The sequence below is a fragment of the Mesorhizobium sp. M1406 genome (genome assembly GCF_040317555.1).
GTDB lineage: Bacteria > Pseudomonadota > Alphaproteobacteria > Rhizobiales > Rhizobiaceae > Mesorhizobium.
In genome coordinates this window covers 36502-59271 of sequence record NZ_JAMYKW010000014.1, presented here as the reverse complement: position 1 = coordinate 59271, position 22770 = coordinate 36502, and the positions used below count along the sequence as shown (strand labels likewise).

Sequence of the window (22770 nt, the reverse complement as noted above, 5' to 3'; positions counted from 1 at the left end):
GCCAAGTCAGATCCGCGGCGGAACGATGCGCAATCCTCCGCCGCGGTTGCTTTTCCCGCCGATCTGAAATTCATACCCATCATGGACAATTCGAGTGGCGGGCAAGCGCTGGTTCGGGGCCGCCGGGGCGCCGAGGGGCCATGGCGGACAGCGTGGCGCAAGCTCAGGGCCGACCGGGCTGCCATCATGGCGTTCGGCGTGCTGGTGCTGATCACCGCCGCTTCGCTGGCAGCCCCGCTTTATGCCCGCCATGTGGCACAGAGCGATCCTTTTGCCACCAACCTCAATGGCGAGATCGTCATAGGCGGCCAGACCAGGCAGGTGCTGGAGCCTTCGACCGAAGGCCTTGGCCTCGGATTCACGCCGCTTGGCCCGACCTGGGATTTCGGACCCTATATGCTGGGCGTCGACAATCAGGGTCGTGACGTCGCAGCGCGCCTGCTTTACGGCGGTCGCAATTCGCTGCTGATTGCCGGCGCCGCGGCGCTGATATGCCTTGGCCTGGCGACATTGCTCGGCGTCGTCTCCGGCTTTTTCGGCGGTCTGGTCGACACCTTGCTGTCGCGCATTCTCGACGTGCTATGGGCGTTCCCCATCTTCCTGCTGGCGATTTCGCTGTCGATCGTCCTGATCACGCAAAGCATCACCATCGGCCCGATCGAAATCCGCTCCGGCAGTCTCTGGCTGCCGACCTTCATCATCGGCATCGTCTATGTGCCTTACGTCGCCAGGCCCATCCGCGGTCATGTCCTGTCGTTGATGCAGGCCGAGTTCGTCACGGCGGCGATCGGCATTGGCGCGTCGCCCTGGCGCATCCTGCTCTATGATATCCTCCCCAATGTGATTACCCGGGTCATCGTCTTCGTGCCGCTCATCCTGGCGCTGAACATGATGACGGAATCCTCGCTTTCCTTCCTGTCCATCGGCGTGCAGCCGCCCGATGCGAGCTGGGGCACCATCATCCAGGACGGGCAGGGGCTTCTCTATTCACGCCCGATCGTCGCCCTGGCGCCGGGACTGGCGATCGTCATCACGGTGCTGGCGCTGAACATATTGGGCGACGGCGTGCGCGATGCGCTCGACCCGAAGTCGTCGATCAGGGTCGTCTGATGCTGACGGCGCTCATTTCCAGGCTCGGCCAGATGGTGCTGGTGATGTTCGGCATCAGCGTCGTCGCCTTCCTGATCTTTTTCGCCACCCCGGGCGCCGATCCGTCGGCGCGCATCGCCGGGCGCAACGCATCGCAGGAGACGCTGGTCCAGGTGCGGCACGATTTCGGCCTCGACAGGCCGCTGCCTGTGCAATACGCGCTGATGATGAAGCGGCTGTTCATCAGCCGCGATCTCACCTCCTTCGTCAATCGCGGCCAGAAGGTCGTTCCAACGGTGCTCGAGGCGATCCCGATCACTCTGTCGCTGGTGCTTGGCGCCGCCGTCTTCTGGGTTCTCGGCGGGCTGATCGTCGGCGTTGTCGCCGGCGCGACGCGCGGCACGTGGCTCGACCGGACGCTGATGATCCTCAGCCTGATCGGCGTGTCGATACCGGTCTTCTGGCTGGGCGAGGTCGCCAATCTGGTCACGCAGAGCCGCTGGCATGACAGCTGGCTGTTCTCGTGGGTGCCGCCGCTCGGCTATATCCCCTTCACCGAGGATCCCTGGGGCTGGTTCAAGGCGCTTGTCATTCCCTGGTTCACGCTCGCCACGCTTTATATCGGACTTTACGGCCGCGTGCTGCGGGCCTCGATCATCGAGACCATGCAGGAGGATTTCATTCGCACCGCGCGCGCCAAGGGCATCGGCGAGCGGCGGGTGCTGCTGCATCACGGCTTAAGAACCTCGCTCGTCGCCTTCGTCACCATGTTCGGGCTGGATTTTGGCGCCCTGGTCGGCGGCGGCGCCTTGCTGACGGAGGTGGTGTTCGGCCTGCAAGGGGTCGGCAAGCTCACCTACGGGGCCTTGCAGTCGCTCGATCTGCCGATGATCCTGGCGACGGTCATCTACGCCTCGTTCTTCGTGGTGATGGCCAATTTCATCGTCGACATTGTCTTTGTCTTCATCGATCCGAGGGTTAGAGATGCCCACTGACAAGATGCCCACTGACAGGCCGCTGCTGGTCGTCGAGAATCTGTGCGTCTCGTTCCGCACCGAGGGCGGTGTGGTGCCTGCCGTCAGCGGCGTCTCGTTCTCGCTCGCGCAGCGCGAGATCCTCGGCGTCGTCGGTGAAAGCGGTTCGGGCAAGAGCCAGACCTTGCTCGCCATTCTGGGCTTGATCAGCAGTCCCAACGCCGTCGTCACCGGGTCGGTGCGTTTTCTCGGCCAGGAGTTGCTGGGGCTCAAGCGCCGGGCCCTCGACGCTATTCGCGGCCGGCAGATCGGGATGATCTTCCAGGATCCGATGACGGCGCTGACGCCGGTACATACGATCGGCGACCAGATCATCGAGCAGATCCGCGCGCATGAACGGGTGTCGCGCGCCGCCGCGCGCAAGCGGGCGGTGGACTTGCTCGATGCGGTTGGATTGCCGAGCCCCGACAGCGCCGTCGACCGCTACCCGCACCAGCTGTCAGGCGGCATGCGCCAGCGCGCCGTGATCGCCATGGCGCTGTCGTGCAATCCGGCATTGCTGATCGCCGATGAGCCGACGACGGCGCTCGACGTGACGGTGCAGGCGCAGATCCTGGAGCTGATCGGCCGATTGCGCAATGAGTTCGGATCCGCCGTCATCCTGGTCACCCATGACCTCGGCGTGGTCGCCGAAGTCGCCGACCGCGTGCTGGTGATGTATGCCGGGCGCGTTGTCGAGGAGGGCGGCAAGGGGCAGCTTTTCCGCGAGCCGCTTCACCCCTACGCGTGGGGACTTTTCGGGTCGATCCCGCCGATGCACGGTCCGCGGCCCGCACGGCTGACGGCCATTCCCGGCAGCCCGCCGAAACTGAGCCAGATGCCGCAGGGCTGCGCTTTCGGGCCGCGGTGCACATTCCGCCATGAAGCCTGTGCCGCCCAGCCTGCGCTTGATGGAGCGGGCGGGCATCGGTCGGCTTGCTTTCTTCCGCAGGACGGCCGCCAGGATTTGCGCCGGACGCTGGCTGGCAGGGCCGTGCCGGCATGAGCGAAACCAGGCCGAAACCGCTGGTGCGGACCAGCGATCTGTCGAAACACTATCCGGTCGGGCGCCCGCCCTTTCAACGGCGGATCGTCCATGCCGTGGAGCAGATCTCGCTCGACATCTTCCCGGGCGAGACGCTTGGTATCGTCGGCGAGTCGGGCTGCGGAAAATCGACACTGGGGCGCTGCCTCGTCCGTCTCACGGAAATCACCTCCGGGTCACTGGAATTCGAAGGCCTCGATATCACCAGAGCCTCGCAGCGGCAGCTTCGGCCGATACGGCGCCAGATGCAGATGGTGTTTCAGGATCCCGCCGCTTCGCTCAACCCGCGCCGCCGCGTCGGCGACCTGCTGGCGGACCCTTTCCGCGTGCATGAAAGACTTTCGCGATCGGAAATGGCGGATCGCGTCGAGGAATTGCTGGTCCGCGTCGAACTGCTTCCCGAGCATGCCCAGCGTTTCCCGCATGAATTCTCGGGCGGACAGCGCCAGCGGATCGGCATCGCACGCGCCTTGGCGCTGCGGCCGCGACTGATCGTTGCCGATGAGCCGGTGTCGGCGCTGGACGTGTCCATCCAGGCGCAGATCATCAACCTGCTTTGCGATCTGCGTGACGAATTCAACCTGACCTATGTGTTCATCGCCCACGACCTCTCGGTGGTCAGGCAGTTCTCGTCGCGGGTGGCGGTCATGTATATGGGTTCGATCGTCGAAACAGGGCCTGTCGACGCTGTCTTTTCAGCGCCGCGGCATCACTACACCATAGCGCTTCGCTCGGCGGTGCCGGTACCCGACGTCGACAACCGGCCAGGCCAGCGGATCATGCTCAAGGGTGATCTGCCGAGCCCGCTCGACCCGCCGTCAGGCTGCCGTTTCCATACGCGTTGCGTGGCGGCGACTTCGGTCTGCCGCCACGAGCGTCCGGTACTTTCGCTCGTCGACAAGAACCACTTCGTCGCCTGCCATCATCCGAGGGCGGGCTAGGCTCTCCGTCAGAAGCGGTAGCGCAGGCTGGCGAACAGCGAGCGGCCTTCGTCGCGGTAGCAATAGCCGGCGGAGCAGATGGTCTTCTGGCTGTCGAACAGGTTCTTGGCGTTGACCTGCAGCTTGACGCCTTCGAGCTTCGGATTGCGGTGGCCGAAATCATAGGAGAGCGAGGCGTCGACGAAGGCGCGGGCGCTGTTCTTGAACGTGTTGGTGTCGTCGCCATAGCTCGAACCGGCGAAGCGCACGCCCGTGCCGAGCCCCAGCCCTTCCAGCGTGCCGTTCTCGAACTGATAATGGCCCCACAGCGACAAGATGTGGTTCGGCGTCGCCGATAGCTCCTTGCCATCGGTTCCTTCGGCGCCCTGCTCGATCCTGACGCGAAGATACGTATAGGAAGCGATGAAGCTGAAGCCATTGTCGAGCGAGGCACTGGCTTCCAGTTCGATACCGCGCGAATTCAGGTCGAGCTGGCGCTGCTTGTTGATGCCGGTCGAGGCGTCGAAGACGACACCGTCCTTCTGGTCGATGTCGAACAGCGCGGCGCTGACGGTCGCATTGTAGTTCGGGATCTCGTATTTGACGCCGATCTCCTTCTGCGTCGCGATGGTCGGGCGGGCGACGCGGCCGACAGGGCTGGCAACGTCGTCATAGACGAAGCCGATGTTGGGTGAGAACGAGGTCGAATAGTTGACATAGGGCGTGATGCCCCATTCGGTCTGGTAGGACAGGCCGAGACGGCCTGAAAAGGCGCTGTCCTTCTGCTTCGACGTGCTGTCGTCGGCCGCTGTGGAGGTGGTGTCGACCCAGTCGTAGCGGCCGCTGGTGAACAGGATGAAGTCGTTCCACTCCATTTGGTCGTGCAGGTAGACGCCGAGCTGGTTCATCTGCTGTCCGCCGGAGTGGGGAACCGGCATCGCCTTGATGTCATCGACAGAGATATAGGACAGGCCGCTGGCGGCATCATAGTCCGACCAGGCATAGTCGATGCCGCCGACGGCGATGTGCTTGACCGGTCCCGTGTCGAACTCGAACTGCGCCATGTTGTCGACGACGAAGTTCTTCATGGTCTCGGTGTAATGGCCCCAGTAGCGCCTCAAGTCGGCGCCGTCCGGATAGTGGCCGCTGTATTCGATGTCGCTGTCGACGGCGTTGTAGCGCAGGTTCTGGCGCACCGTCAGCAGGTCGTTGAAACGATGCTCGAACTCGTAGCCGATGCGGCCCTGGCTCTGGGCAAAATCGTTCCAGGCCGGATCGCCCTCATAGAGGTTGGACAGCACGCCATAGCTAGAATTGTAGAAGGCGGCCGTGCCGCCGGTGACCGATTTCGAATATTCGCCGAGGATGGTGAGCTTCGTATCCTCGTCCGGCTTGAAGGTGATGGCCGGCGCCAGGTAAACCTTGTCGTCGGGATAGCCGGACAATTCGGTATCGCTTTTGCGGCCGAGGCTGGTGAAGCGATAGAGGATGCTGCCATCCTCGTTCACGGGTCCGGAAGCGTCAAGGGCTGCCTGAAACCGGTTGTGCTCGCCGGCAAGCAGTTCGATCTCGCGGAACGGCTCATCCTTGGGGCGCTTGGTGACGACATTGACGATGCCGCCCGGGCCGCTGACACCGTAAAGCGACGATGCCGGGCCTTTCAGGATGGTGACGCCCTCGATGCCGTAGGGCTCGGTCCTGAACCAGGCCGAGGGGCCGTTGTACTGGCGCAGCCCGTCGCGGAACATGCCATTATAGAAGGCCTGGAAGCCGCGCAGGAAAAACGCGTCGTAGCGGGTGTCGAAGCCGAAGCTGTTGGGATTGGCGCTAGCCGTGTAGCCGAGCGTTTCGTTCAGCGTGCGCGGCTTCTGGTCTTCGATCTGCTTCTGCGTCACCACAGAAACGGCCTGCGGAATCCTGGCGAGCGGCGTGTCGGTCTTGGTGCCGATGCGGTCCTTCTTGGCGACGTAGCCATCCTGCTTCAGGATCTCGTTGCTCTGCGCGGTGACCTCGATCTTGCCGAGCATGGTGGCCGTTTCGCCGTCCTGGGCATGCGCGGCGCCGGACTGGCCGAGCATTGCCGCGCCGCCCAACAATGAGATCCCCTGGCGCCATGTCATCGGCCTTGTTCGCATCAACCCGTCTCCACCGTCTCATGCTTGATTGCGTTCCCGCGTTCTCAAATATGAGTATAGGAGTCAAGTATTTTTCTCGCATCGGCCCAGGCTGTCATGGGCTGTTGCAGAGCGGCACCGCTAACGGATTCGACCGATCGGTTTTGAGTTTCTGGGGCGGCGGCTTTGACTAATGCCTGACGCTTCTCGCCACCAGGCGTGCGACGCTCGGGCCGACCAGCAGCAGCACGATCAGGAATCGTGCCGATTGCAGCGACCATGGTCCGTCCTCAGCAAAAGGACGTCTTCCACGATTGCCCGAGCGACAGCAAGTGGGTGTCGAGTGATAGTTTCACGCGTTGGTGCCGAACAGTTGCTCGACCTCTCCGTCGCCCATGCGATCGAAATCGTCGGGGACGGAAAGCTGGCCGGCCATAAAACCGATCCGTCGTGCCTGCGCCGATGCAGGCTGGTCGATCGGCACGACTTTGACCAATGGTTTGCCCGCCTTGGCGATGATGAACGGCTCACCTTTGGCGGCCTGGTCAACGAGACGTGAAAGATTGGCCTTTGCATTGTGAATGTTCACGGTCTGCATCGCAGTTGGCTCCGTTGGCATGGCGCCGTCTGTCCTGGTCAGCCAGTCTTGCCGTCGGCCAGGCCGAAGCCGCCGACGGGGTGGGTTTCGACCTGGAATTCAAAGCCGGCGATGAACGGCCGCGCCTTGGCGATCGTCGCCTGGACTTCCGGAAGCTGCAGCGACGTCTTATGGCTTTCGGCGTCGATCCACACTTCGGTCACCCAGATCGCATCGGCATCCGCGGGGTCGCGGGCGATGATGTAGCTCAGGCAACCCGGCAGGGCGCCGGTGCTGGCGCGCAGAAGTTCGATGACCGCGTCACGCTGGCCGCGCGCCGCCCGCATCTTGCCGATCAGTCCGTACATTCCGTTGTCTCCCTTTGAGGTTTTCGACAAGAACATGCAGATCGCCAGTATGCAGATAGCCGCTCAAGGCATCAACTGGCCGCCATTCACCTCGATCACCTGGCCGGTGATGTAGCCGCTCAAAAGATCGGAAGAGAGGAACAGATAGGCGCCGACGCAGTCCTGCGCCGTGCCCGCACGCCCCTGCGGAATCGTGGCGATCATGCCTTTCATCTGCTCGTCGGTCGAATAGCGCTCGTGGAAAGGGGTGAGAATGGTGCCGGGCGCCACCGCGTTGACGCGGATGCCGAAGCCGATCAGCTCCTTGGCCATGCCGCGCGTCACATTGGAGACGAAGGCCTTGGCCGAGCCGTAAAGCCCGGCGCCGCCGCCGGCACCATTGCGCGCGGCGATCGACGAGGTGTTGACGATGAAGCCGCCCTGTTTCTTCAGCCATGGGATCGCCTTGCGCGAGGCGGTCAGCACCGAGCGCGCGTTGAGACCCATCACCGCGTCGTAATGCGCTTCGGTTTGTTCGGCATAGGGCACGCGGCCAAGCATGCCGCCGGCATTGTTGACCAGCCCGTCGAGGCGGCCGAAATACCGCGCGCTGTCCTCGACGACACGTTCGACATCGGTGGCAACGGAGAAATCACCCTGGACGAGAAACACCTCGCCGCCCTTGTCGGCGATCGTCAAGCCGAGCTTCTCGGCGGCGTCGCGGCTCGAGTTATAATGCAGCGCCACCTTGCACTTCTGCGCTGCATACGCCAGCGCGAGCGCCGCGCCGATGCCGGTCGACGCACCGGTGACCAGCACCGCCTTGCCGGCAAGATCGGGTATGCTGAGTGTGGTTGTGGCTGGCACGGTTCTTCCTCCGGGATGTCGGCCCGTCCTTCGTAGGCCCTTGCCGCCCCGGTGTTCAAGCCTCACGGGCGCAGATAGGCGTAGCCCTGGCCTTGCAGTTCGGTGAGTTTGACGACGCCGCCCTTGTCGGCGGCATGGAAACCGGCGAGCAGGTCGGCGAGCGAAATATCCATGCCTTGCATGGTGTTGGCGCAGGCATGGGATTCCAGCCCCTGCCGCACCAGGCCGGCGAAGCGCCCGGAAATCGCTGCCGATATGCCTTTCGACTTGAAGGCCGCCAAGGCAGGACCGTGCACGACCAGCGCGATGTCGACATTGCCGCCGGTACCATCATAGTGGTTCTTGATGTTGCCGAGCACGAAGTTGACTTTTTCGACGTCGCTCAAATGATAGGCGACCTTCTGCCTGGCAGGCTTGATGGTGGCTGCCTGCACCGCCCCCAAGCCAAGAAGCGTTCCGGTTCCGGCAAGAACCGCGCGGAACATTTCGCGCCGGCGCATGGCATCCTCCTCGGCTTGGCGGCCCACCGCGAATTGCGTGGCCGCGGCCGCAATACTAGCATAAATTGACGTTGCGTCCTGTCGATGCGGAGGAGAGATCACATGGCGTTCGGGGTGGGGGAATGGAAGACAATTGCCGGCGCCGGGTTTGGTGCGGCGCTGATTGCCACGCTTGCCGGCTCGGCCTTCGCCGATGATGCGCTCAAGCTCGCCGAACTCAGTCCCGACGGCACTGACGCCTGTTTCGGCCGCGTCTATGACGCGGCGCACCTCAAGGCGCACCCGAAGCAGAAAGTGGGGCGGATCTTCTTCCTCTATGGTCATGATCCGGTGAGCCGTCCCAATGAGCAGCCCGCCGCAAGCTCCGACTCGTCCTATAACGGCTTCATCGCCACCACCGTGCGCGGAGCCAAGGCGCCGGAATGGGCCGGCGGCTGGTGCAATCACGAGTCCGAGGATGGCACGTCCGGCCCGATCCGTTGCGGCATGGACTGCGACCGCACCATGGCCTCGCTGAAGCTCGACGAGAAAGGCCGCCTGATTGTCACCGGTGTGTCCCCCGATCTTTATCTCGATGCGGGATCGGAAGACGAACTTGGCGAGGCTGAGTATGACAGGCAGGCGCTCGGCTCGGAGGACGACAATTTCCGCCTCGACCCGATGCCGGCCGCGACCTGCAAGGCGGAGTTCGCGCGCATCGATCCGATCGACCCGGCACTCGGTCCGCCGCTGCGCGAGCGGCTGAAGCCGGACCAGGCGTTCTGCTATGGCCGCGACTATGACGGATCGCACCTTGCCTCGCATCCCGACCAGCTGACGCAGTCGATCCGGGTTTTCCGCGGATCGGTCGAACTGGCGTCCTTTGCCTCGGGCGGCGACGCCGCCAACTGGCCAGACGGTGCCGACATTGCCGTTACCGTCACCACACGGCGTAAATCGGCTGAGGTGACGCAGACCTATTCCTGCCAGGGCGAGGCCGACCAGTGGCGCTGCGCGGCGAGCTCGAAGATGAGCGATTTCTCCTGCGACATCGCGCGGAAAGAGATTTTCCTCAAGCGCGGCGCCGACGGCACGATGATGCTGGCCAATCCCAACAGCGCTCTCGCGATCGTCGACCTGTGTTCGAAGGCCGCCGACGGCAAGACCAAATCCGACGACAAGGTCTATCGGCTGCAGCCGATGCCGCAATCGGCCTGCGCGCCATGAGCCCGGACTTGTCTACATCGCCATGAGGGAATATATCTTTGCTATATCTCATCTGAGGATAGCATGATGGAAAAAGCAAAAGTGTTCTGGTCGGGGAGGTCACAAGCTGTACGCCTGCCCAAGGAATTCCGTTTCGAAACAAACGAGGTTTCGATCCGCCGTCACGGACAGACCGTTATCCTGGAACCGGTTGCGCAGGATTGGGGGTGGCTCGACCAAGTGATCGGACCACTTGATAACGATTTCGCCGAGGCAGCACTGGAACGTCAGGACGGCCAGGATAGACCCGCCTTGGATGACGTCTTCAAGTGATCTACCTGCTCGACACCAATGCCGTTATTGCGGTCATCAAGGGCGATGATGGTCTGCTGACACTACTCAAACAGCGCACGCCGCAGGATTTTGCCCTCTCGGCGATAGTGGTACACGAATTGTACTATGGTGCTGAAAAGAGCCAGCGAAGGCCCGAAAATTTGGCACGCATCGAAGCTCTGCAGTTCCCCGTCCTCGAATTTGACCGGGAAGACGCGAGACATGCCGGCGAGATTCGGGCAACGCTTGCGACGTTGGGAACTCCAATCGGTCCCTACGATGCGTTGATCGGCGGGCAGGCGCGCGCTCGGAACCTTACGCTGATGACCCGTAATGTCCGGGAATTCGAGCGGATCAAAAATCTTTCAATCGAGACCTGGTGAACCGCCTCAAGCGAACGGCACGGCCGTCGTGCCCTTCGGCAGCTTGGCCTCGTCGTCGGGCTCGACATGGATGGTGACGCGCACCGAGGGGATCTCGGCCTTCAGGGCGTCCTCGATGCGGTCGCAGATGACATGGCTGGCGCCGACCGACATGTCGGCATCGACGACCAGATGGAACTCGATGAAGGTGGCGCGGCCGGCGATGCGTGTCTTGAGGTCATGCACCTCGAGCGCGCCCTTGCAGTTGGCCGAGATGACGTCGCGGATGCGCATGTGCTCCTGCGTGTCGACGGCGCGGTCCATCAGGCCGTTCATCGACGAGCCGATGACATGCCAGCCCTGCCACAGGATGTTCAGCGCCACGAGGACGGCAAGCGCCGGATCGAGGATCTGCCAGCCGGTCAGGATCGCTCCGACGAGGCCGCCGAAGACGCCGATCGAGGTCACCACGTCGGTCATGATGTGGTTGCCGTCGGCGACCAGCGCCGGTGACTTCTCGGCCCTGCCGGCACGGATCAGCGTCCAGGCCCAGAAAGCATTGATCACCGTGGCGACGCCGTTGACGGCAAGACCTTCCCAGGGCTGTTCGAGTGGCGCGGGACTCTGCCAGGACCGCCAGACCTCGTTGAGGATCAAAAGCGCGGCGAGCACGATCAGCACGCCCTCAAGCACCGCCGAGAAATACTCCGCCTTGTGATGGCCGAAGGGGTGATCCTGGTCGGCCGGCTTGTAGCTGACCTGGATCGCCCAGAAGGCGGCCACCGAGGCGATGACGTTGACGATCGATTCCAGCGCGTCCGAATAGAGCGCGACGGAGCCGGTGACGTACCAGGCGACGAGCTTCAGGCCGAGCACGATCGCGGCAATGATGATCGACCAGAAGGCAAGGTTGGCGACCTTGCGCTTCGCGGCCGCCTTGGCCGCGATCGCCATTGTGTTCTCGGCTTCGGCCATGATCGTCAGGCGGCCTTTTCCTTGGCCTTGCGCGGCAGGTGGGCGACGATGTTTTCGATGATGCGCATGCCGGCATTGTGGCCGAGCGTCATGATCGATTCCGGGTGGAACTGCACCGCGGCGATCGGCTCCTTGCGGTGCTCGAAGGCCATGATGACGCCGTCCTCGGTCTCGGCCGTGACGATGAAGTCATCGGGCAACCGCACCGGGTCGGCAAAGATCGAGTGGTAACGGCCGACGGTGACCTCCTTGGGCAGGCCGGAGAAGATGATGCCCGGCTTCGAGACGCGGATGCGCGACGGCTTGCCGTGCATCGGCACATGCAACTGCCTGAGCTCGCCGCCATAGGCTTCGGCCAAGGCCTGCAGGCCAAGGCAGACGCCGAAGATCGGCAGGTCGCGGGCGCGCGCTCGTCTGATGGTCGCGGCGCAATCGAAATCCTTCGGCGTGCCGGGGCCGGGCGACAGCACGACGAGGTCGGGCTTCAGCCGGTCGAACACTTCCTCCGGCACCGGCGTGCGCACGGTCGAGACATTGGCTCCGGTCTGGCGGAAATAATTGGCCAGCGTGTGCACGAACGAATCCTCGTGGTCGACGAGCAGGATGTTGACGCCGTCGCCGACGCGCGCGGTGGTGCGCTCGGTGCTGGCGGAATTGCCTGTCTTGGCGTCGCGGATGGCGGAGAGCATGGCGGATGCCTTCAGTTCGGTTTCGGCTTCTTCTTCCTCAGGAATGCTGTCGAAGAGCAATGTGGCGCCGGCGCGCACTTCGGCAATGCCGTCCTTGATGCGGATGGTGCGCAGGGTGAGGCCGGTGTTCATGTCGCCGTTGAAGTTGACCATGCCGATCGCGCCGCCGTACCAGGCGCGCGGGCTCTTCTCGTTCTGTTCGATGAAGCGCATGGCCCACAGTTTCGGAGCGCCGGTAACGGTAACCGCCCAGGCATGAGACAGGAAGGCGTCGAAGGCATCCATGCCTTCGCGCAGCCGGCCTTCGATGTGGTCGACGGTGTGGATCAGGCGCGAATACATCTCGATCTGGCGGCGGCCGATGACGCGCACCGAACCCGGCTCGCAGACCCGCGACTTGTCGTTGCGATCGACGTCCGAGCACATGGTCAGCTCGGATTCGTCCTTCTTGGAGTTGAGCAGTTTCAGGATCTGCTCGGAGTCCGAAATGGCGTCGTCGCCGCGCTTGATAGTGCCCGAGATCGGGCAGGTCTCGACGCGGCGGCCGTTGACGCGCACGAACATTTCGGGCGAGGCGCCGATCAGATACTCGCCTTCGCCCAGATTGATGAAGAAGGAATAGGGCGAGGGGTTGATCGACTTCAGCTTGCGCGAAATCTCCGATGGCTGCGTCTCGCAGCGCTCATAGAACATCTGGCCGGGGACGACCTCGAACAGGTCGCCGCGCTTGAACGAATCCATCGCCTTGCGTACCAGATTGGCGTATTCGCCAGGTTCATGGTCGCCGCGCGGCGGGATGCGGTCAGGGCTCTTGAACGGCTCGGCGATTTCGTCGCGCGGCAACCCTTCCGTCGAAAACCCGTCGCCGGCATAGTCGTAGCGGTCGGTCCAGGCCTTGGCCGAATAATGGTCGACGACGAGGATCTCGTCGGGCAGGAACAGCACCAGGTCGCGCTGGCTTTGCTTGCGCTCGAGCTTGTAGTCGACCGGGTCGAACTGGAAGGCGAGGTCGTAGCCGAAGGCGCCATAGAGACCGAGATTGGCGTCTTCCTCGGTCTTGAACAGCGCGGTGATGGCGCGCAGGACAGTAAACACCGAAGGAACGCGGCTGCGCTCCTCCTCGGTGAACACACGGCCGGGTTTGGCGACGTCGAGGCGGATGAGCTTATTCGATGTCTCGGCGATTGTGACGTCGGCGAGGCCGCCCAGCGCCTTGCCGATGACCGGCAACAGCGCCTCGCCGCGGCGGTTCAGCGCCTCGATGCGCATGGCGCGGCCACGTGCCGAGATGACCAGCGGCGGGTCGATGATGGCGGTGTCCCAGCGCGTGTAGCGGCCGGGATATTCATAGTTCGAGGAAAACACGGCGCCCCGGCGCGAATTCAGGCCGTCGACGTAAGCGTCGATCGCGCCCGCATAGGGCCGGTCGTGGCGCTCGCGAGTGATGGTCACGCCACCCGCGGTCACGAAACTTTCCGCCCCGTTATCCAGAACCTTCATCGTCATTGCCGTCTCCATCAGCTTCTTTGGGGCAACGGACCCGGGAATGGCTTGGAAAAAACAAATGGCCGCCCGGACTTTCCGTTGCGGCCACCCTCTCTTTTCGCGCACGCGCGTTCGAACAGGCCGCTGTCAGCAGGCCCACCACCAAATGGTCTTGGTCGAACGCATATTCATGGCGAAATCCATAGCTGCGAAAGGGAGGATACGCAACTGGTTTGAAAAGCCTGTCCGGTGGCCGCCGCCTCTGCATCTCATGGCACATCGCCAGAGTTGGCAGTCCGGGCTAGATTGTTCATCCAACAGCAGGAACATGAGAAAATACCAATGACCGAGCAGATCGAGCGCGCGAGCACGTTCCATTCCCTCCACGTCAAGGGAAACCCGATCGTCCTCTACAATGCATGGGATCCCGGCTCGGCCAAGATCGTCGAGAAAGCAGGAGCCAAGGCCATCGCCACCGGAAGCTGGCCGGTGGCGGCCGCCTTCGGATATGCCGATGGCGAGAAGATCCCGCTGGAGCTGGCGATCGACAACATCAGGCGCATCGTCGGGTCGGTCGACCTGCCGGTGACGATGGACCTCGAGGGCGGCTACGGCGTCGACCCGGACATCGTCGCCCGCACGGTGACGCTTGCCTTGCAGGCCGGGGCCATCGGCTTCAATTTCGAGGATCAGATCGTCGGCGGCACCGGCCTGCATGACATCGCCGTGCAGGTGAAACGCATCGAGGCCGCGGCGGCCGCCGTCAGGCAATCGGGTATACCGGCTTTCCTCAACGCCCGGACCGACATCTTTCTCAAGGCGAAGCCGGATACGCATGACAAGGCGCTGCTCGATCAGGCGATCGAACGGGCGCGGGCCTATGAAAAGGCCGGAGCGAACGGTTTTTTCGCGCCGGGCCTTGGCGATGAGGGCCTCATCGAGGCGCTCTGCAAGGCAACCGCGTTGCCGGTCAACATCATCGCGCTGGCGCATGTGCCGCCGCGCCAGCGGCTGGCCGAACTCGGCGTCGCCCGCATCAGCCATGGCCCTGTTCCTTACCGGCAGATGGCGGAATGGCTGGAGGCGAAGGCGCGCCAGGCCATTTCTGGCTAGATCAATCTTCCAGCGTGCCCGACCTGGCGTCTGCGCTCTTCCTGTCGCCGACCAGCTTCAGCAGATCCTCGCCGGCGCGGATGATGCGGCGCGAGCGGCGGGTCAGGATGACGCCGCCCTGCGGCGCGAAGACTTCGGTGCGGCCATCGGCTTCGCCCGGCGCATGGACGATGGTGGCCAGCCTTGCGCCTTTGGCGACGCGGTCGCCGGGCTTCACGTCGTAGAGCACCGCGCCTGCCCGGGGTGCGGGCATCATGTCGATGTTCTCCAGGGGCGCGACGGTGCCGGTGAAGGGACCGGGCGCGGACAGGGTGTTATCGGCGATCACGCCGCGCCCCACCAGCAGCCGGTAGAGCCCTTCGGCGTCGGCGGCGGCCAAGGCGCCGTCGACATCGAGGATGCCGCGATATTCGACCGTGGTGGCGACGCGGCGGTCGAGCTTCGCCACTTCGGCGGGAACGTTCTGGTAGGGCATGATCGCGGCGCCCTCGAAGGTGCCGTCGGTGTCCTCGCTCCACAGCACGACCGCATCGACGCCCATGGCGGCGGCGCAATCGGCCATCGCCGGCCACAGGCTGGTGTGGACGTAGAGATAGGCGAGGCCCTCGTCGTCGCAGTGCAGGTCGAGCACGATGTCATGGCCAAGCGACAACTGCACCAGCCGGCTCTTCAGCCGCTGGTCGACCGTGCCAAGTGCGGTGTCGTGCAAGAGGGCTGTGTCGGGCGCGGCGAGCAGCGGAAAGCCGCGGTTGAAATTGGTGCGGGTGCCCAGATGGAAGCGGCCCTGATGCTCGCCGAAATGATATTGCGCCCGGCCGACCGGGTTGGCCCAGGGCACGATGGTGAGGTTGCCCTTGATGCGGCCCTCGGCCTCGGCCTTGTTGAGCATCGGCATCAGCGCGTCGATGGCGACGACGCCCGGCAATTCGCCGGCATGGAGCGCTGCCTGCAGATAGGCGGATGGGGCGGCCTTGTCCGCGCCCGCGAAGCGGAACAGCGGGAATTCGTAGGAAACACCTTCGCTTTCGCCGGCGATGCGCTCGATCGATTTCTGCATGACGTCCTCCATCAAGAGCGACAAGACATGCCCATTTGAAGGTGCCGATGTCGATTGGTCCAGACTGCCGCGCTATGGGCGCAAGCGGCTACTCCGCGGGAGCCTGGAGAGGGATGACGGGCGCGGGGCGATCCAGCGCCTGCGACAGCACAGCGACGGTGACCGCCAGCAGGGCAAGTGCCGCGCCGACCAGCGGCAAATTGGCATAGGAGACACCGGTGGAAAGGGCCACGCCGCCGATCCAGGCGCCGCTGGCATTACCGACATTGAAGGCGCCCTGGTTCAGCGTGGCGGCCAGGTTCGGCCCCTCGGAGGCCGCCTCGACGACGCGGATCTGCAGCGGTGGCACGACGACGAAGATCAGCAGCCCCCAGAGGAAGACGATGCCGATGGCAACGCTTGCTATCGCTCCGAACTGCATGAAGCCGACCAGCAGCAGCGCCATCGAGAGTAGCGTGCCGATCACCGTCGGCATCAGTTTCCAGTCGGCCAGCCTGCCGCCGATGATGTTGCCGATGGTCATGCCGGCTCCGAACAGCAGCAGCACCCAGGTGACCGCGGAGGTGGACAGGCCGGATACGTCGGTCAAATAGGGTTTGATGTAGGTGAAGACGGCAAACAGGCTGGCCGAGGCCAGGGCGGCGATCAGCATCGCCAGCCAGACCTGCAGTTTGCCCAGCACGCGCAATTCGCCACGCAGGCCGCCGCCGCTCGGTTCAGTGACATCGGATGGCACCAGCCAGGCGATCGCCGCGACCGAGATCAGGCCGATGCCGACCACGGCCAGGAAAGTGGCGCGCCAGCCGAGGGCTTCGCCAAGCGCGGTGCCAGCCGGAACGCCAAGGATGTTGGCCAGCGTCAGTCCGGCGAACATGAGCGCGATGGCGCTGGCGCGCTTGTTGCGCGGCACCAGGCTGGCGGCAACGACCGAGCCGATGCCGAAGAAGGCGCCATGGCCGAAGGCGGTGAAGACGCGCGCGGCCATCAGCGTCCAGTAATTGGGCGAGATGGCGCAAAACAAATTGCCGACGACGAACAGCACGGCGAGGCCAACCAGCACCGGCTTGCGCGGCAAATGCGCGGTGGCCATGGCGACAATCGGGGCGCCGAAGACGACGCCTAACGCATAGCCGGTGACCAGCAGGCCCGCGGAAGGGATGGACACGCCGAGATCGGCGGCGACCTCCGGCAGCAGGCCCATGATGACGAATTCGGTGGTGCCGATGCAGAAGGACGCAATAGCAAGCGCAAGGATCGGCAAGGGCATGGGGCGTCCAGACTGAATCGGTTCAAAATTGAGACTGCGCGAAGGACGCCACCGTTCGCAAGCTGCATTGCTGCATTGCAGCAATGCAGAAAAGAAAGGGCTTTGAAATAGGTCGCCGCTGCTCTTAAACCAGCGGCTTCAGCTCCTGGGCAATGGTCGGCAGCAATTCCGAGACATTGGGATGGATGTGCACGGCGCGCGCGAGCGTGTCGACGGGCGCCTTGGCGTACATCAGGTCGAGCACGCAATGCACCGCCTCGTCGCCACCGGGGCCGAGCACCGAGCAGCCGAGGATCTGCCTGGTGTCGGCATCGACCAGGATCTTCATGAAGCCTTGCGTCTCGCCCTTTTCGATGGCGCGGCCGACGCGGGTCATCGGCCGCTGGCCGACGAGTGCGCGACGGCCGGATTTCTTCACCGAGGCCTCGGTCATGCCGCAGCGGCCGAGCGGCGGGTCGATGTAGAGCGCATAGGCTTCGATGCGATCGCTGACCTTACGCGGATCGTTGTCGAGCAGGTTGGCGGCGACAATCTCGTAGTCGTTGTAGGAGGTGTGGGTGAAGGCGCCCTTGCCGTTGCAGTCGCCCATCGCCCAGATGCCGGGCACGCTGGTGCGCAGCTGGTCGTCGACAATCACGAAGCCGCGCCGGTCGACCTCGACGCCGGCCTTTTCCAGGCCGAGGTCGTCGGTGTTGGGCGTCCGCCCCAGGGCCAGCAGCAAATGCGAGCCGACCGCCGGCGGTTTGCCGGCCGAGAAGTTCACGGCAATATCCCCGCCCTGTTTGGCGAAGCTGATGTCGTCGGCACCGACATGGACTGTGATGCCTTCGTTTTCGAGGATCGACAGGATGGCGGCCGAGACGTCCTCGTCCTCGCGGCCGGTCAGGCGGAGGCTCTTCTCGATGACGGTGACTTCCGAGCCGAAGCGGCGGAACATTTGCGCGAATTCGAGCGAGACATAGCTGCCGCCGACGACGATGAGATGGCGCGGCAGCACGCCGAGATCCATCATCGAGGAATTGGTCAAATAGTCGATGTCGTGGATGCCGGGCAGGTCGGGCACCGTTGCTCGGCCGCCGGTGTTGAGAAAGATTTTCTCGGCGGTCAGAAGCTCGTCGCCGACGCGGACCGTGTTGGCGGATTCGAACCGAGCATGGCCACGGTAGAGCGTGCATTTGTCCATGCCTGCGATCCAGGTCTCCAGATTGGTGCGGGCGTCGATCGTCACCTTGTCCTTGCGCGCCTTGATCCTGGCATAGTCGATGCCGACCGGGCCGCCGAGCGTGACGCCATAGTCGGCCGCACGCCGCGCCAAGTGCGCGGCATAGGCGCTGGCGACCATGGTCTTGGTCGGCATGCAGCCGGTGTTGACGCAAGTGCCGCCAACCAGCTTGCGTTCGATCAGCGCCACGCTCATGCCTGCCGCATTCAGCCGGCCGGCCAGCGGAGGGCCGGCCTGTCCGGCGCCGATGACGATGGCGTCGAAGGTTTTCGTTGTCATGCCACCGCCGCTACGATCAGCAAGCCGCCGAGGATCGCCACCGCGTCCTCGATGAAGGCGGCGGGCCGATCCTTGCCGAAGGCTGCCGCCAGCCGTCCGCGTGCTTCGGCGCCGCCCAGCGTGCCGATGACAGCGCCGATGGCGCCGGCAATCAGGCCGCCGATGGTGGCCCCGCCTGTCGCGCCGATCGCCGCGCCAGCGAAGGCACCCAAAATGATGCGAGCGCCGAATTGCTGCGGTACCTTGCGGCTTGGCGTCGAAGGCAATTGGTCGGTGACCAGCTCGACGATGGCCAGGATGGTGAAGATGCCGACAGCTGCCCAATGGCTCATGAAGCTCGCCCAGGTGCCAGCAACCGACAGCCAGCCGAGCCAAGCGCCCCAGGCAACCGCGGCCGGCGCGGTCATGGCGCGAAGACCGGCAATGATACCGATCAGAAGTGCGAGAATGTAAAGCATCGTCGATCCCCCTCGATCGCCGGGCCAGGACAGTCCGGCAAGAGCAGGCTAGCATAGGTCCGGCATTTGACCAGCGCATGACTGCGAAAAATCCGAATGGATTTGCGCTGGTGCTGCCGGGGCGCTGGCACTTCCCCGTTCACTGCAATTGTGCTTTGGCAGTGACGTCACATGGAGACATCGTCATGGCTGGAAGCGAGCGCGCAAGGATGGCGGCCGGCGAATGGTATACGTGCCTCGACGACGAACTGGAGGCTTTGCGGGCGATAGCGCGCGACGCGGTGTTCGAGCATAATTGCCTGCCGCCGCGTCAGCGCGGCAACCTCGGACCGGGCTTGAAGGTGCTGCTCGGCAAAGCCGGCGAGGGCGCCCGTATCGAGGCGCCGTTCCATTGCGCCTACGGTTTCAACATCTTTCTCGGCGACGGCGTCTTTCTCAATGCCGGCTGCACCATCCTCGATACGGCGAGCGTGCGCATCGGCAAGGGAACGCTGCTTGGTCCCAATGTTCAGATCTACTGCGCCGAGCACCACAAGGAGGCCAGTGGGCGGCAAGCCGGACTGGAGATCGCCAGGCCGGTCGAGATCGGCGCCAATGCCTGGATCGGCGGTGGTGCCGTCATCCTCGGCGGCGTCGGCATCGGTGACGGCGCGATCGTCGGTGCCGGCGCGGTGGTGACGCGCGACGTGGCCGCCAACACCACGATGGTCGGCAACCCCGCGCGGGCGGTCAAGCGGGATTAGGGATCGGTGCGACAGCCCGGGCGCCTCCTGACGTCGTGCTGCATTAATCTGCACCCGACACCGGCGTTGCACTTCGTCCCGCCAACAGAGGGCGCCCAATACTCCACCGACGGCAGAACCTGTCGGTTGCACATATCAGGCTGCAACAGTCTCGTTTTGAGGGAACATGGCGCGACGTGTTTCGGTATCGAGTTCGGCCTTGAAGGTATGTTTCGCCTTTATATCCAAGGCGCGCTGAACGGCGGGGCGCTTGGTCACTTCGTCCATGAAGCGCATGACATTGGGATAGTCGCCAAGGCCTTTCTGGCCGAATACATATCCGGCCGAGGCGGCCCAACCCCAAAGTGCCATGTCCGCGATTGTATATTCGTCACCTGCCAGATATCGAGCCTGCGCAAGGCGATGGTCCAGAACCGAATAGTGTCGCTCGGCTTCCTTCACGTAGCGATTTTTAGCATAGGCGATGTCTTCCGGAGCGTAGTGAAGGAAGTGGATCGCCTGGCCGGAAAACGGCGACAGGCCTGTTGCCACGAACTGCAGCCATGACAGCATGACGGCCTTGTTCTTCAGCTCGCTGGGAAGGAACTTTCCGTGCTTCTCGGCGAGGTAGAGGAGGATGGCATGGGAATCGAAGATCGTCACATCCCCGTCCACCATCGCCGGAACCTTGCCGTTGGGATTGACCGCCCTGAATTCGGGCGCGTGCTGCTCGCCCTTGAAGATATCGACCGGCGAGAGGTCGAAGGGCAGTTCCAGTTCTTCCAGCAGCACCGCCACCTTCATCGAATTCGGCGTGGCATGAAAATACAGATTGAGCATGTTTTTCTGTTCCATCGTTGAACATCCACCCGGTCCGGCCAATTTGCCGCCTGCTGATGTTGAAGCGTTGGAACATGCTGGTTTGCCCAACAGTGCACCAATCGATCTCACGGATTGGTGGTATCGGGCCCGTCCATGGCCGGTGAGGCATTGGGAAGGGTTTCGACTTTCGCAAGCGCCGAACCCATGGACATGATCGATTGGTCCCATCGTGACAGGCGATTTCTCAAGGCGCGCACGGGGTTCTAGAGCGGTGACATCAACCGATCGAAAGGAACCCCAATCATGATCTCTCGCTCTCTTATGGCTGGCATCGCCGCCATAACGTCCTTCAGTTTTGTATCGCCATCGATGGCCGGCACCACGGCCCAGAAAATTTCGTTCACCTCCGACCAGAGTTATCCGGAAGGCATTACGTGGTCGGCCAAGCAGGACACCTTCATGGTCGGCTCGGTGCGTCATGGACTGGTGGCCAAGGTCGACGAAGCCGGGAAGTACACGGTGTTCGTCCACGATGCGAAACTGATTTCCACGGCGGGCCTGCTCGTCGACGACAAGCGCAATACGCTCTGGGTGACGAACTCCGATCCGGGCGTCGGCGACCGCACCAATGCGGCGACCCAGGGCAAGCTTGCGGGGGTGGCCACATATGATGCCACGACCGGCCAGTCTCGGGCCTACTACGACCTCGGCAGTCTCAGCGGAGGCACGCATTTTGCCAATGATATCGCGCTCGACGCCGACGGAAACGCTTATGTGACCGACAGCTTTGCTCCGATCGTCTACCGGATCGATACGGCAGGCAAGGCAACGATCTTCGCGCAGGACCCGCGCTTCAAGGACAGCGATGGCTTCAACCTGAACGGCATCGCCTGGCACAAGGACGGCTATCTGCTCGTCGGCAAATACAATACGGGTGAGCTGTTTCGCGTCAGCATCGCCGACCCAGGCAAGATCGAGCTGGTGAAGCTGCCCGAGCCTCTGACGGGTGCCGACGGCATTCAACTGATCGATGAGCAGCATCTCGTCGTCGTGCAGAACCTTGGCGTCGATCGCGCCGTCGAACTGGTTTCCACCGACGGGTGGGCATCGGCAGCGATCGTCCGGCAGGAGCGCAGCATCATGTCTATGCCGACGGCCGCGGCGATCCTGGGCGACGACATCTACGTGCTGAACTCGCGGCTCGATACGCTGTTCGATCCCGCTGCCGAAAAGGTCGGCGACTACCTGCTTCAGAAGTTCTGATAGCGCGACATGCGGTGGCCGGAACGGTTGCGTGGCGTCCGGCCACTAGTCTTCATGACTGCTGCGAGCGCTTCGCATCACCAGTTTGCGCAGCCACATGTGCGCAGGGTCGCTGCGCATCCTCGGGTGCCAGAACAGGTTCATGGCGAACGGCGAAAGTACCAGGGGCGCTTCGAACAGATCAAGGACCTGAGCGAAGCGCCTCAGGAAACGCCGGGGCAGGGTGCAGATCAGATCGCTGTTCGCCAGAACGAGGGGGGCCAAGGCGTAGCTCTGGATGGAGACCGTCACGTTGCGCTCGCGGCCAATCTCCGAAAGCGCGTCATCGATCATCCCTGCAAAATGCCCGCCGGTCGTCGAAATGAGCAGATGGTCGAGGGCACAGAACTCGTCCAAGGTTATTGGTCCCTTGCCCCGTGGATGGCCGTGCCGCTGGGCCGTGACGAATTCTTCTTCGAACAGTTTCTGCCCGATCAGACCACCCGAGCCGTCTTCCGCGGCCCCGATGAAGAGATCGACGTCGCCCTGCTCCAGGTGCTCGACGATCCTCGGCTTGTTGGGCACGGTAAAAGCGACCTTTGCGTTGGGAGCCTGGGATTTGAACCGCGGAATGAGGTCCGGAGCCAGGATCGCGGCCGGATTATCCGTTGCGGCAATGCGATAGACACGTTTGCTTGTCGCAGGGTCGAACAGATGGGCGGTATTCACAAAATCGCTCAACCGCTCGAGCAGGCGCGTGAGTTCGGCCTCAAGCGCCAGAGCGTGAGGCGTGGGCGTCATCCCCCGTCCGGACGCCGCCGTGGTGAAGAGTGGATCGTTCAGCAACTGGCGCAGTCGGGTCAGACGGGCCGACAAGGCGGATTGGGTGATGTTCAATCTCGACGCCGCATGGGTGACGTTCTGGTGCTTCAACAGGGCGTCGAGTGTCAGCAGCAAGCCAATGTCGAAATCCGATAATCGTTGAGTCAACGGGGCCTCGCAACGGTAGGCGGCATTCAATCGATAGCGATCTCTAGCATGGCTCCCCAGTTTGACGAGCATGCGGTTGAGTCAATCTTGCGATGGC

The 22770-nt window shown here is 63.4% G+C and carries 24 protein-coding genes; 10 read left to right on the top strand and 14 right to left on the bottom strand.

Annotated elements, in window-relative coordinates:
* Window positions 1-81: 81 nt before the first annotated feature.
* From NKH03_RS14615 to NKH03_RS14600, 4 genes are read left to right on the top strand one after another with little or no spacing between them, the layout of a single operon-like run.
* Window positions 82-1110, top strand: coding sequence for an ABC transporter permease (locus tag NKH03_RS14615; protein ID WP_352968894.1), 1029 nt, complete (start codon window positions 82-84; stop codon window positions 1108-1110).
* Window positions 1110-2084, top strand: coding sequence for an ABC transporter permease (locus tag NKH03_RS14610; RefSeq protein WP_352865972.1), 975 nt, complete (start codon window positions 1110-1112; stop codon window positions 2082-2084). Before NKH03_RS14615 ends, NKH03_RS14610 begins: the two co-directional genes overlap by 1 nt.
* 4 nt (window positions 2085-2088) lie before the next feature.
* The gene (locus NKH03_RS14605) at window positions 2089-3108 is read left to right on the top strand and encodes an ABC transporter ATP-binding protein (protein ID WP_352968963.1); all 1020 of its coding nucleotides are present in this window, start codon (window positions 2089-2091) and stop codon (window positions 3106-3108) included.
* A complete protein-coding gene (locus tag NKH03_RS14600) occupies window positions 3105-4088 on the top strand; it encodes an ABC transporter ATP-binding protein (RefSeq protein ID WP_352880935.1) in 984 nt (327 codons plus the stop codon). The genes NKH03_RS14605 and NKH03_RS14600 overlap by 4 nt, the downstream gene beginning before the upstream one ends.
* 8 nt (window positions 4089-4096) lie before the next feature.
* On the opposite strand, the gene NKH03_RS14595 is transcribed toward NKH03_RS14600, so the two are convergent.
* The 6 genes from NKH03_RS14595 to NKH03_RS14570 all read right to left on the bottom strand — a co-directional run bounded on the left by NKH03_RS14595 (window position 4097) and on the right by NKH03_RS14570 (window position 8472).
* Entirely contained in the window at window positions 4097-6202 is a 2106-nt protein-coding gene (locus NKH03_RS14595; RefSeq protein ID WP_352968893.1) for a TonB-dependent siderophore receptor, read from the bottom strand.
* 44 nt (window positions 6203-6246) lie between these two features.
* Window positions 6247-6462, bottom strand: a complete 216-nt coding sequence (locus NKH03_RS14590; RefSeq protein ID WP_352968892.1) for a hypothetical protein — start codon at window positions 6460-6462, stop codon at window positions 6247-6249.
* A gap of 71 nt (window positions 6463-6533) precedes the next feature.
* Complete coding sequence (locus NKH03_RS14585; RefSeq protein WP_352865982.1) at window positions 6534-6779, bottom strand: type II toxin-antitoxin system Phd/YefM family antitoxin; 246 nt, start codon at window positions 6777-6779, stop codon at window positions 6534-6536.
* A 38-nt stretch (window positions 6780-6817) separates the two neighbouring features.
* Window positions 6818-7126: a putative quinol monooxygenase gene (locus tag NKH03_RS14580; protein ID WP_352968890.1), complete on the bottom strand. Its 309-nt coding sequence runs from the start codon at window positions 7124-7126 to the stop codon at window positions 6818-6820.
* Between the two features lie 63 nt (window positions 7127-7189).
* The gene (locus tag NKH03_RS14575) at window positions 7190-7972 is read right to left on the bottom strand and encodes an SDR family NAD(P)-dependent oxidoreductase (RefSeq protein ID WP_352968889.1); all 783 of its coding nucleotides are present in this window, start codon (window positions 7970-7972) and stop codon (window positions 7190-7192) included.
* Between the two features lie 62 nt (window positions 7973-8034).
* Window positions 8035-8472, bottom strand: a complete 438-nt coding sequence (locus tag NKH03_RS14570; protein ID WP_352968888.1) for a DsrE family protein — start codon at window positions 8470-8472, stop codon at window positions 8035-8037.
* Window positions 8473-8574: 102 nt separating this feature from the next.
* On the opposite strand from NKH03_RS14570, the gene NKH03_RS14565 reads away from it, so the two are divergent.
* The 3 genes from NKH03_RS14565 to NKH03_RS14555 all read left to right on the top strand — a co-directional run bounded on the left by NKH03_RS14565 (window position 8575) and on the right by NKH03_RS14555 (window position 10373).
* Window positions 8575-9678 (top strand): hypothetical protein, encoded by a 1104-nt coding sequence (locus NKH03_RS14565; protein ID WP_352968887.1) that lies wholly within the window; start codon window positions 8575-8577, stop codon window positions 9676-9678.
* A 66-nt stretch (window positions 9679-9744) separates the two neighbouring features.
* Complete coding sequence (locus NKH03_RS14560) at window positions 9745-9990, top strand: antitoxin (protein WP_352968961.1); 246 nt, start codon at window positions 9745-9747, stop codon at window positions 9988-9990.
* Entirely contained in the window at window positions 9987-10373 is a 387-nt protein-coding gene (locus NKH03_RS14555) for a type II toxin-antitoxin system VapC family toxin (RefSeq protein WP_352865991.1), read from the top strand. The genes NKH03_RS14560 and NKH03_RS14555 overlap by 4 nt, the downstream gene beginning before the upstream one ends.
* 6 nt (window positions 10374-10379) lie before the next feature.
* Here NKH03_RS14555 and NKH03_RS14550 read toward each other — a convergent pair whose 3' ends face one another.
* The gene (locus NKH03_RS14550) at window positions 10380-11327 is read right to left on the bottom strand and encodes a cation diffusion facilitator family transporter (RefSeq protein WP_352865993.1); all 948 of its coding nucleotides are present in this window, start codon (window positions 11325-11327) and stop codon (window positions 10380-10382) included.
* A 5-nt stretch (window positions 11328-11332) separates the two neighbouring features.
* Window positions 11333-13522, bottom strand: coding sequence for an anthranilate synthase (locus tag NKH03_RS14545; RefSeq protein WP_352865995.1), 2190 nt, complete (start codon window positions 13520-13522; stop codon window positions 11333-11335).
* A 321-nt stretch (window positions 13523-13843) separates the two neighbouring features.
* Here NKH03_RS14545 and NKH03_RS14540 point away from each other — a divergent pair, with 321 nt between their 5' ends.
* On the top strand, window positions 13844-14614 hold the full coding sequence (locus NKH03_RS14540; RefSeq protein WP_352968886.1) for an isocitrate lyase/PEP mutase family protein: 771 nt from the start codon (window positions 13844-13846) through the stop codon (window positions 14612-14614).
* A 1-nt stretch (window position 14615) separates the two neighbouring features.
* On the opposite strand, the gene NKH03_RS14535 is transcribed toward NKH03_RS14540, so the two are convergent.
* The 4 genes from NKH03_RS14535 to NKH03_RS14520 form a co-directional block, all read right to left on the bottom strand.
* Window positions 14616-15671: a M14 family metallopeptidase gene (locus tag NKH03_RS14535; RefSeq protein ID WP_352968885.1), complete on the bottom strand. Its 1056-nt coding sequence runs from the start codon at window positions 15669-15671 to the stop codon at window positions 14616-14618.
* A gap of 88 nt (window positions 15672-15759) precedes the next feature.
* Window positions 15760-16938, bottom strand: a complete 1179-nt coding sequence (locus tag NKH03_RS14530) for an MFS transporter (protein WP_352968884.1) — start codon at window positions 16936-16938, stop codon at window positions 15760-15762.
* A 124-nt stretch (window positions 16939-17062) separates the two neighbouring features.
* Window positions 17063-18439, bottom strand: a complete 1377-nt coding sequence (locus NKH03_RS14525; RefSeq protein WP_352968883.1) for an FAD-containing oxidoreductase — start codon at window positions 18437-18439, stop codon at window positions 17063-17065.
* Window positions 18436-18897 (bottom strand): DUF4126 domain-containing protein, encoded by a 462-nt coding sequence (locus tag NKH03_RS14520; protein ID WP_352968881.1) that lies wholly within the window; start codon window positions 18895-18897, stop codon window positions 18436-18438. Before NKH03_RS14520 ends, NKH03_RS14525 begins: the two co-directional genes overlap by 4 nt.
* A 185-nt stretch (window positions 18898-19082) precedes the next feature.
* Between NKH03_RS14520 and NKH03_RS14515 the strand changes: the two genes are divergently transcribed.
* Window positions 19083-19640, top strand: a complete 558-nt coding sequence (locus NKH03_RS14515) for a sugar O-acetyltransferase (RefSeq protein ID WP_352968879.1) — start codon at window positions 19083-19085, stop codon at window positions 19638-19640.
* Between the two features lie 135 nt (window positions 19641-19775).
* On the opposite strand, the gene NKH03_RS14510 is transcribed toward NKH03_RS14515, so the two are convergent.
* Window positions 19776-20669: a glutathione S-transferase family protein gene (locus NKH03_RS14510; RefSeq protein ID WP_352968878.1), complete on the bottom strand. Its 894-nt coding sequence runs from the start codon at window positions 20667-20669 to the stop codon at window positions 19776-19778.
* Between the two features lie 75 nt (window positions 20670-20744).
* Here NKH03_RS14510 and NKH03_RS14505 point away from each other — a divergent pair, with 75 nt between their 5' ends.
* Window positions 20745-21704, top strand: a complete 960-nt coding sequence (locus NKH03_RS14505) for a hypothetical protein (protein WP_352968877.1) — start codon at window positions 20745-20747, stop codon at window positions 21702-21704.
* A gap of 45 nt (window positions 21705-21749) precedes the next feature.
* Here the strand turns inward: NKH03_RS14505 and NKH03_RS14500 are convergent, their stop codons facing one another.
* A complete protein-coding gene (locus NKH03_RS14500; RefSeq protein WP_352968876.1) occupies window positions 21750-22745 on the bottom strand; it encodes a LysR family transcriptional regulator in 996 nt (331 codons plus the stop codon).
* Between the last annotated feature and the right edge of the window lie 25 nt (window positions 22746-22770).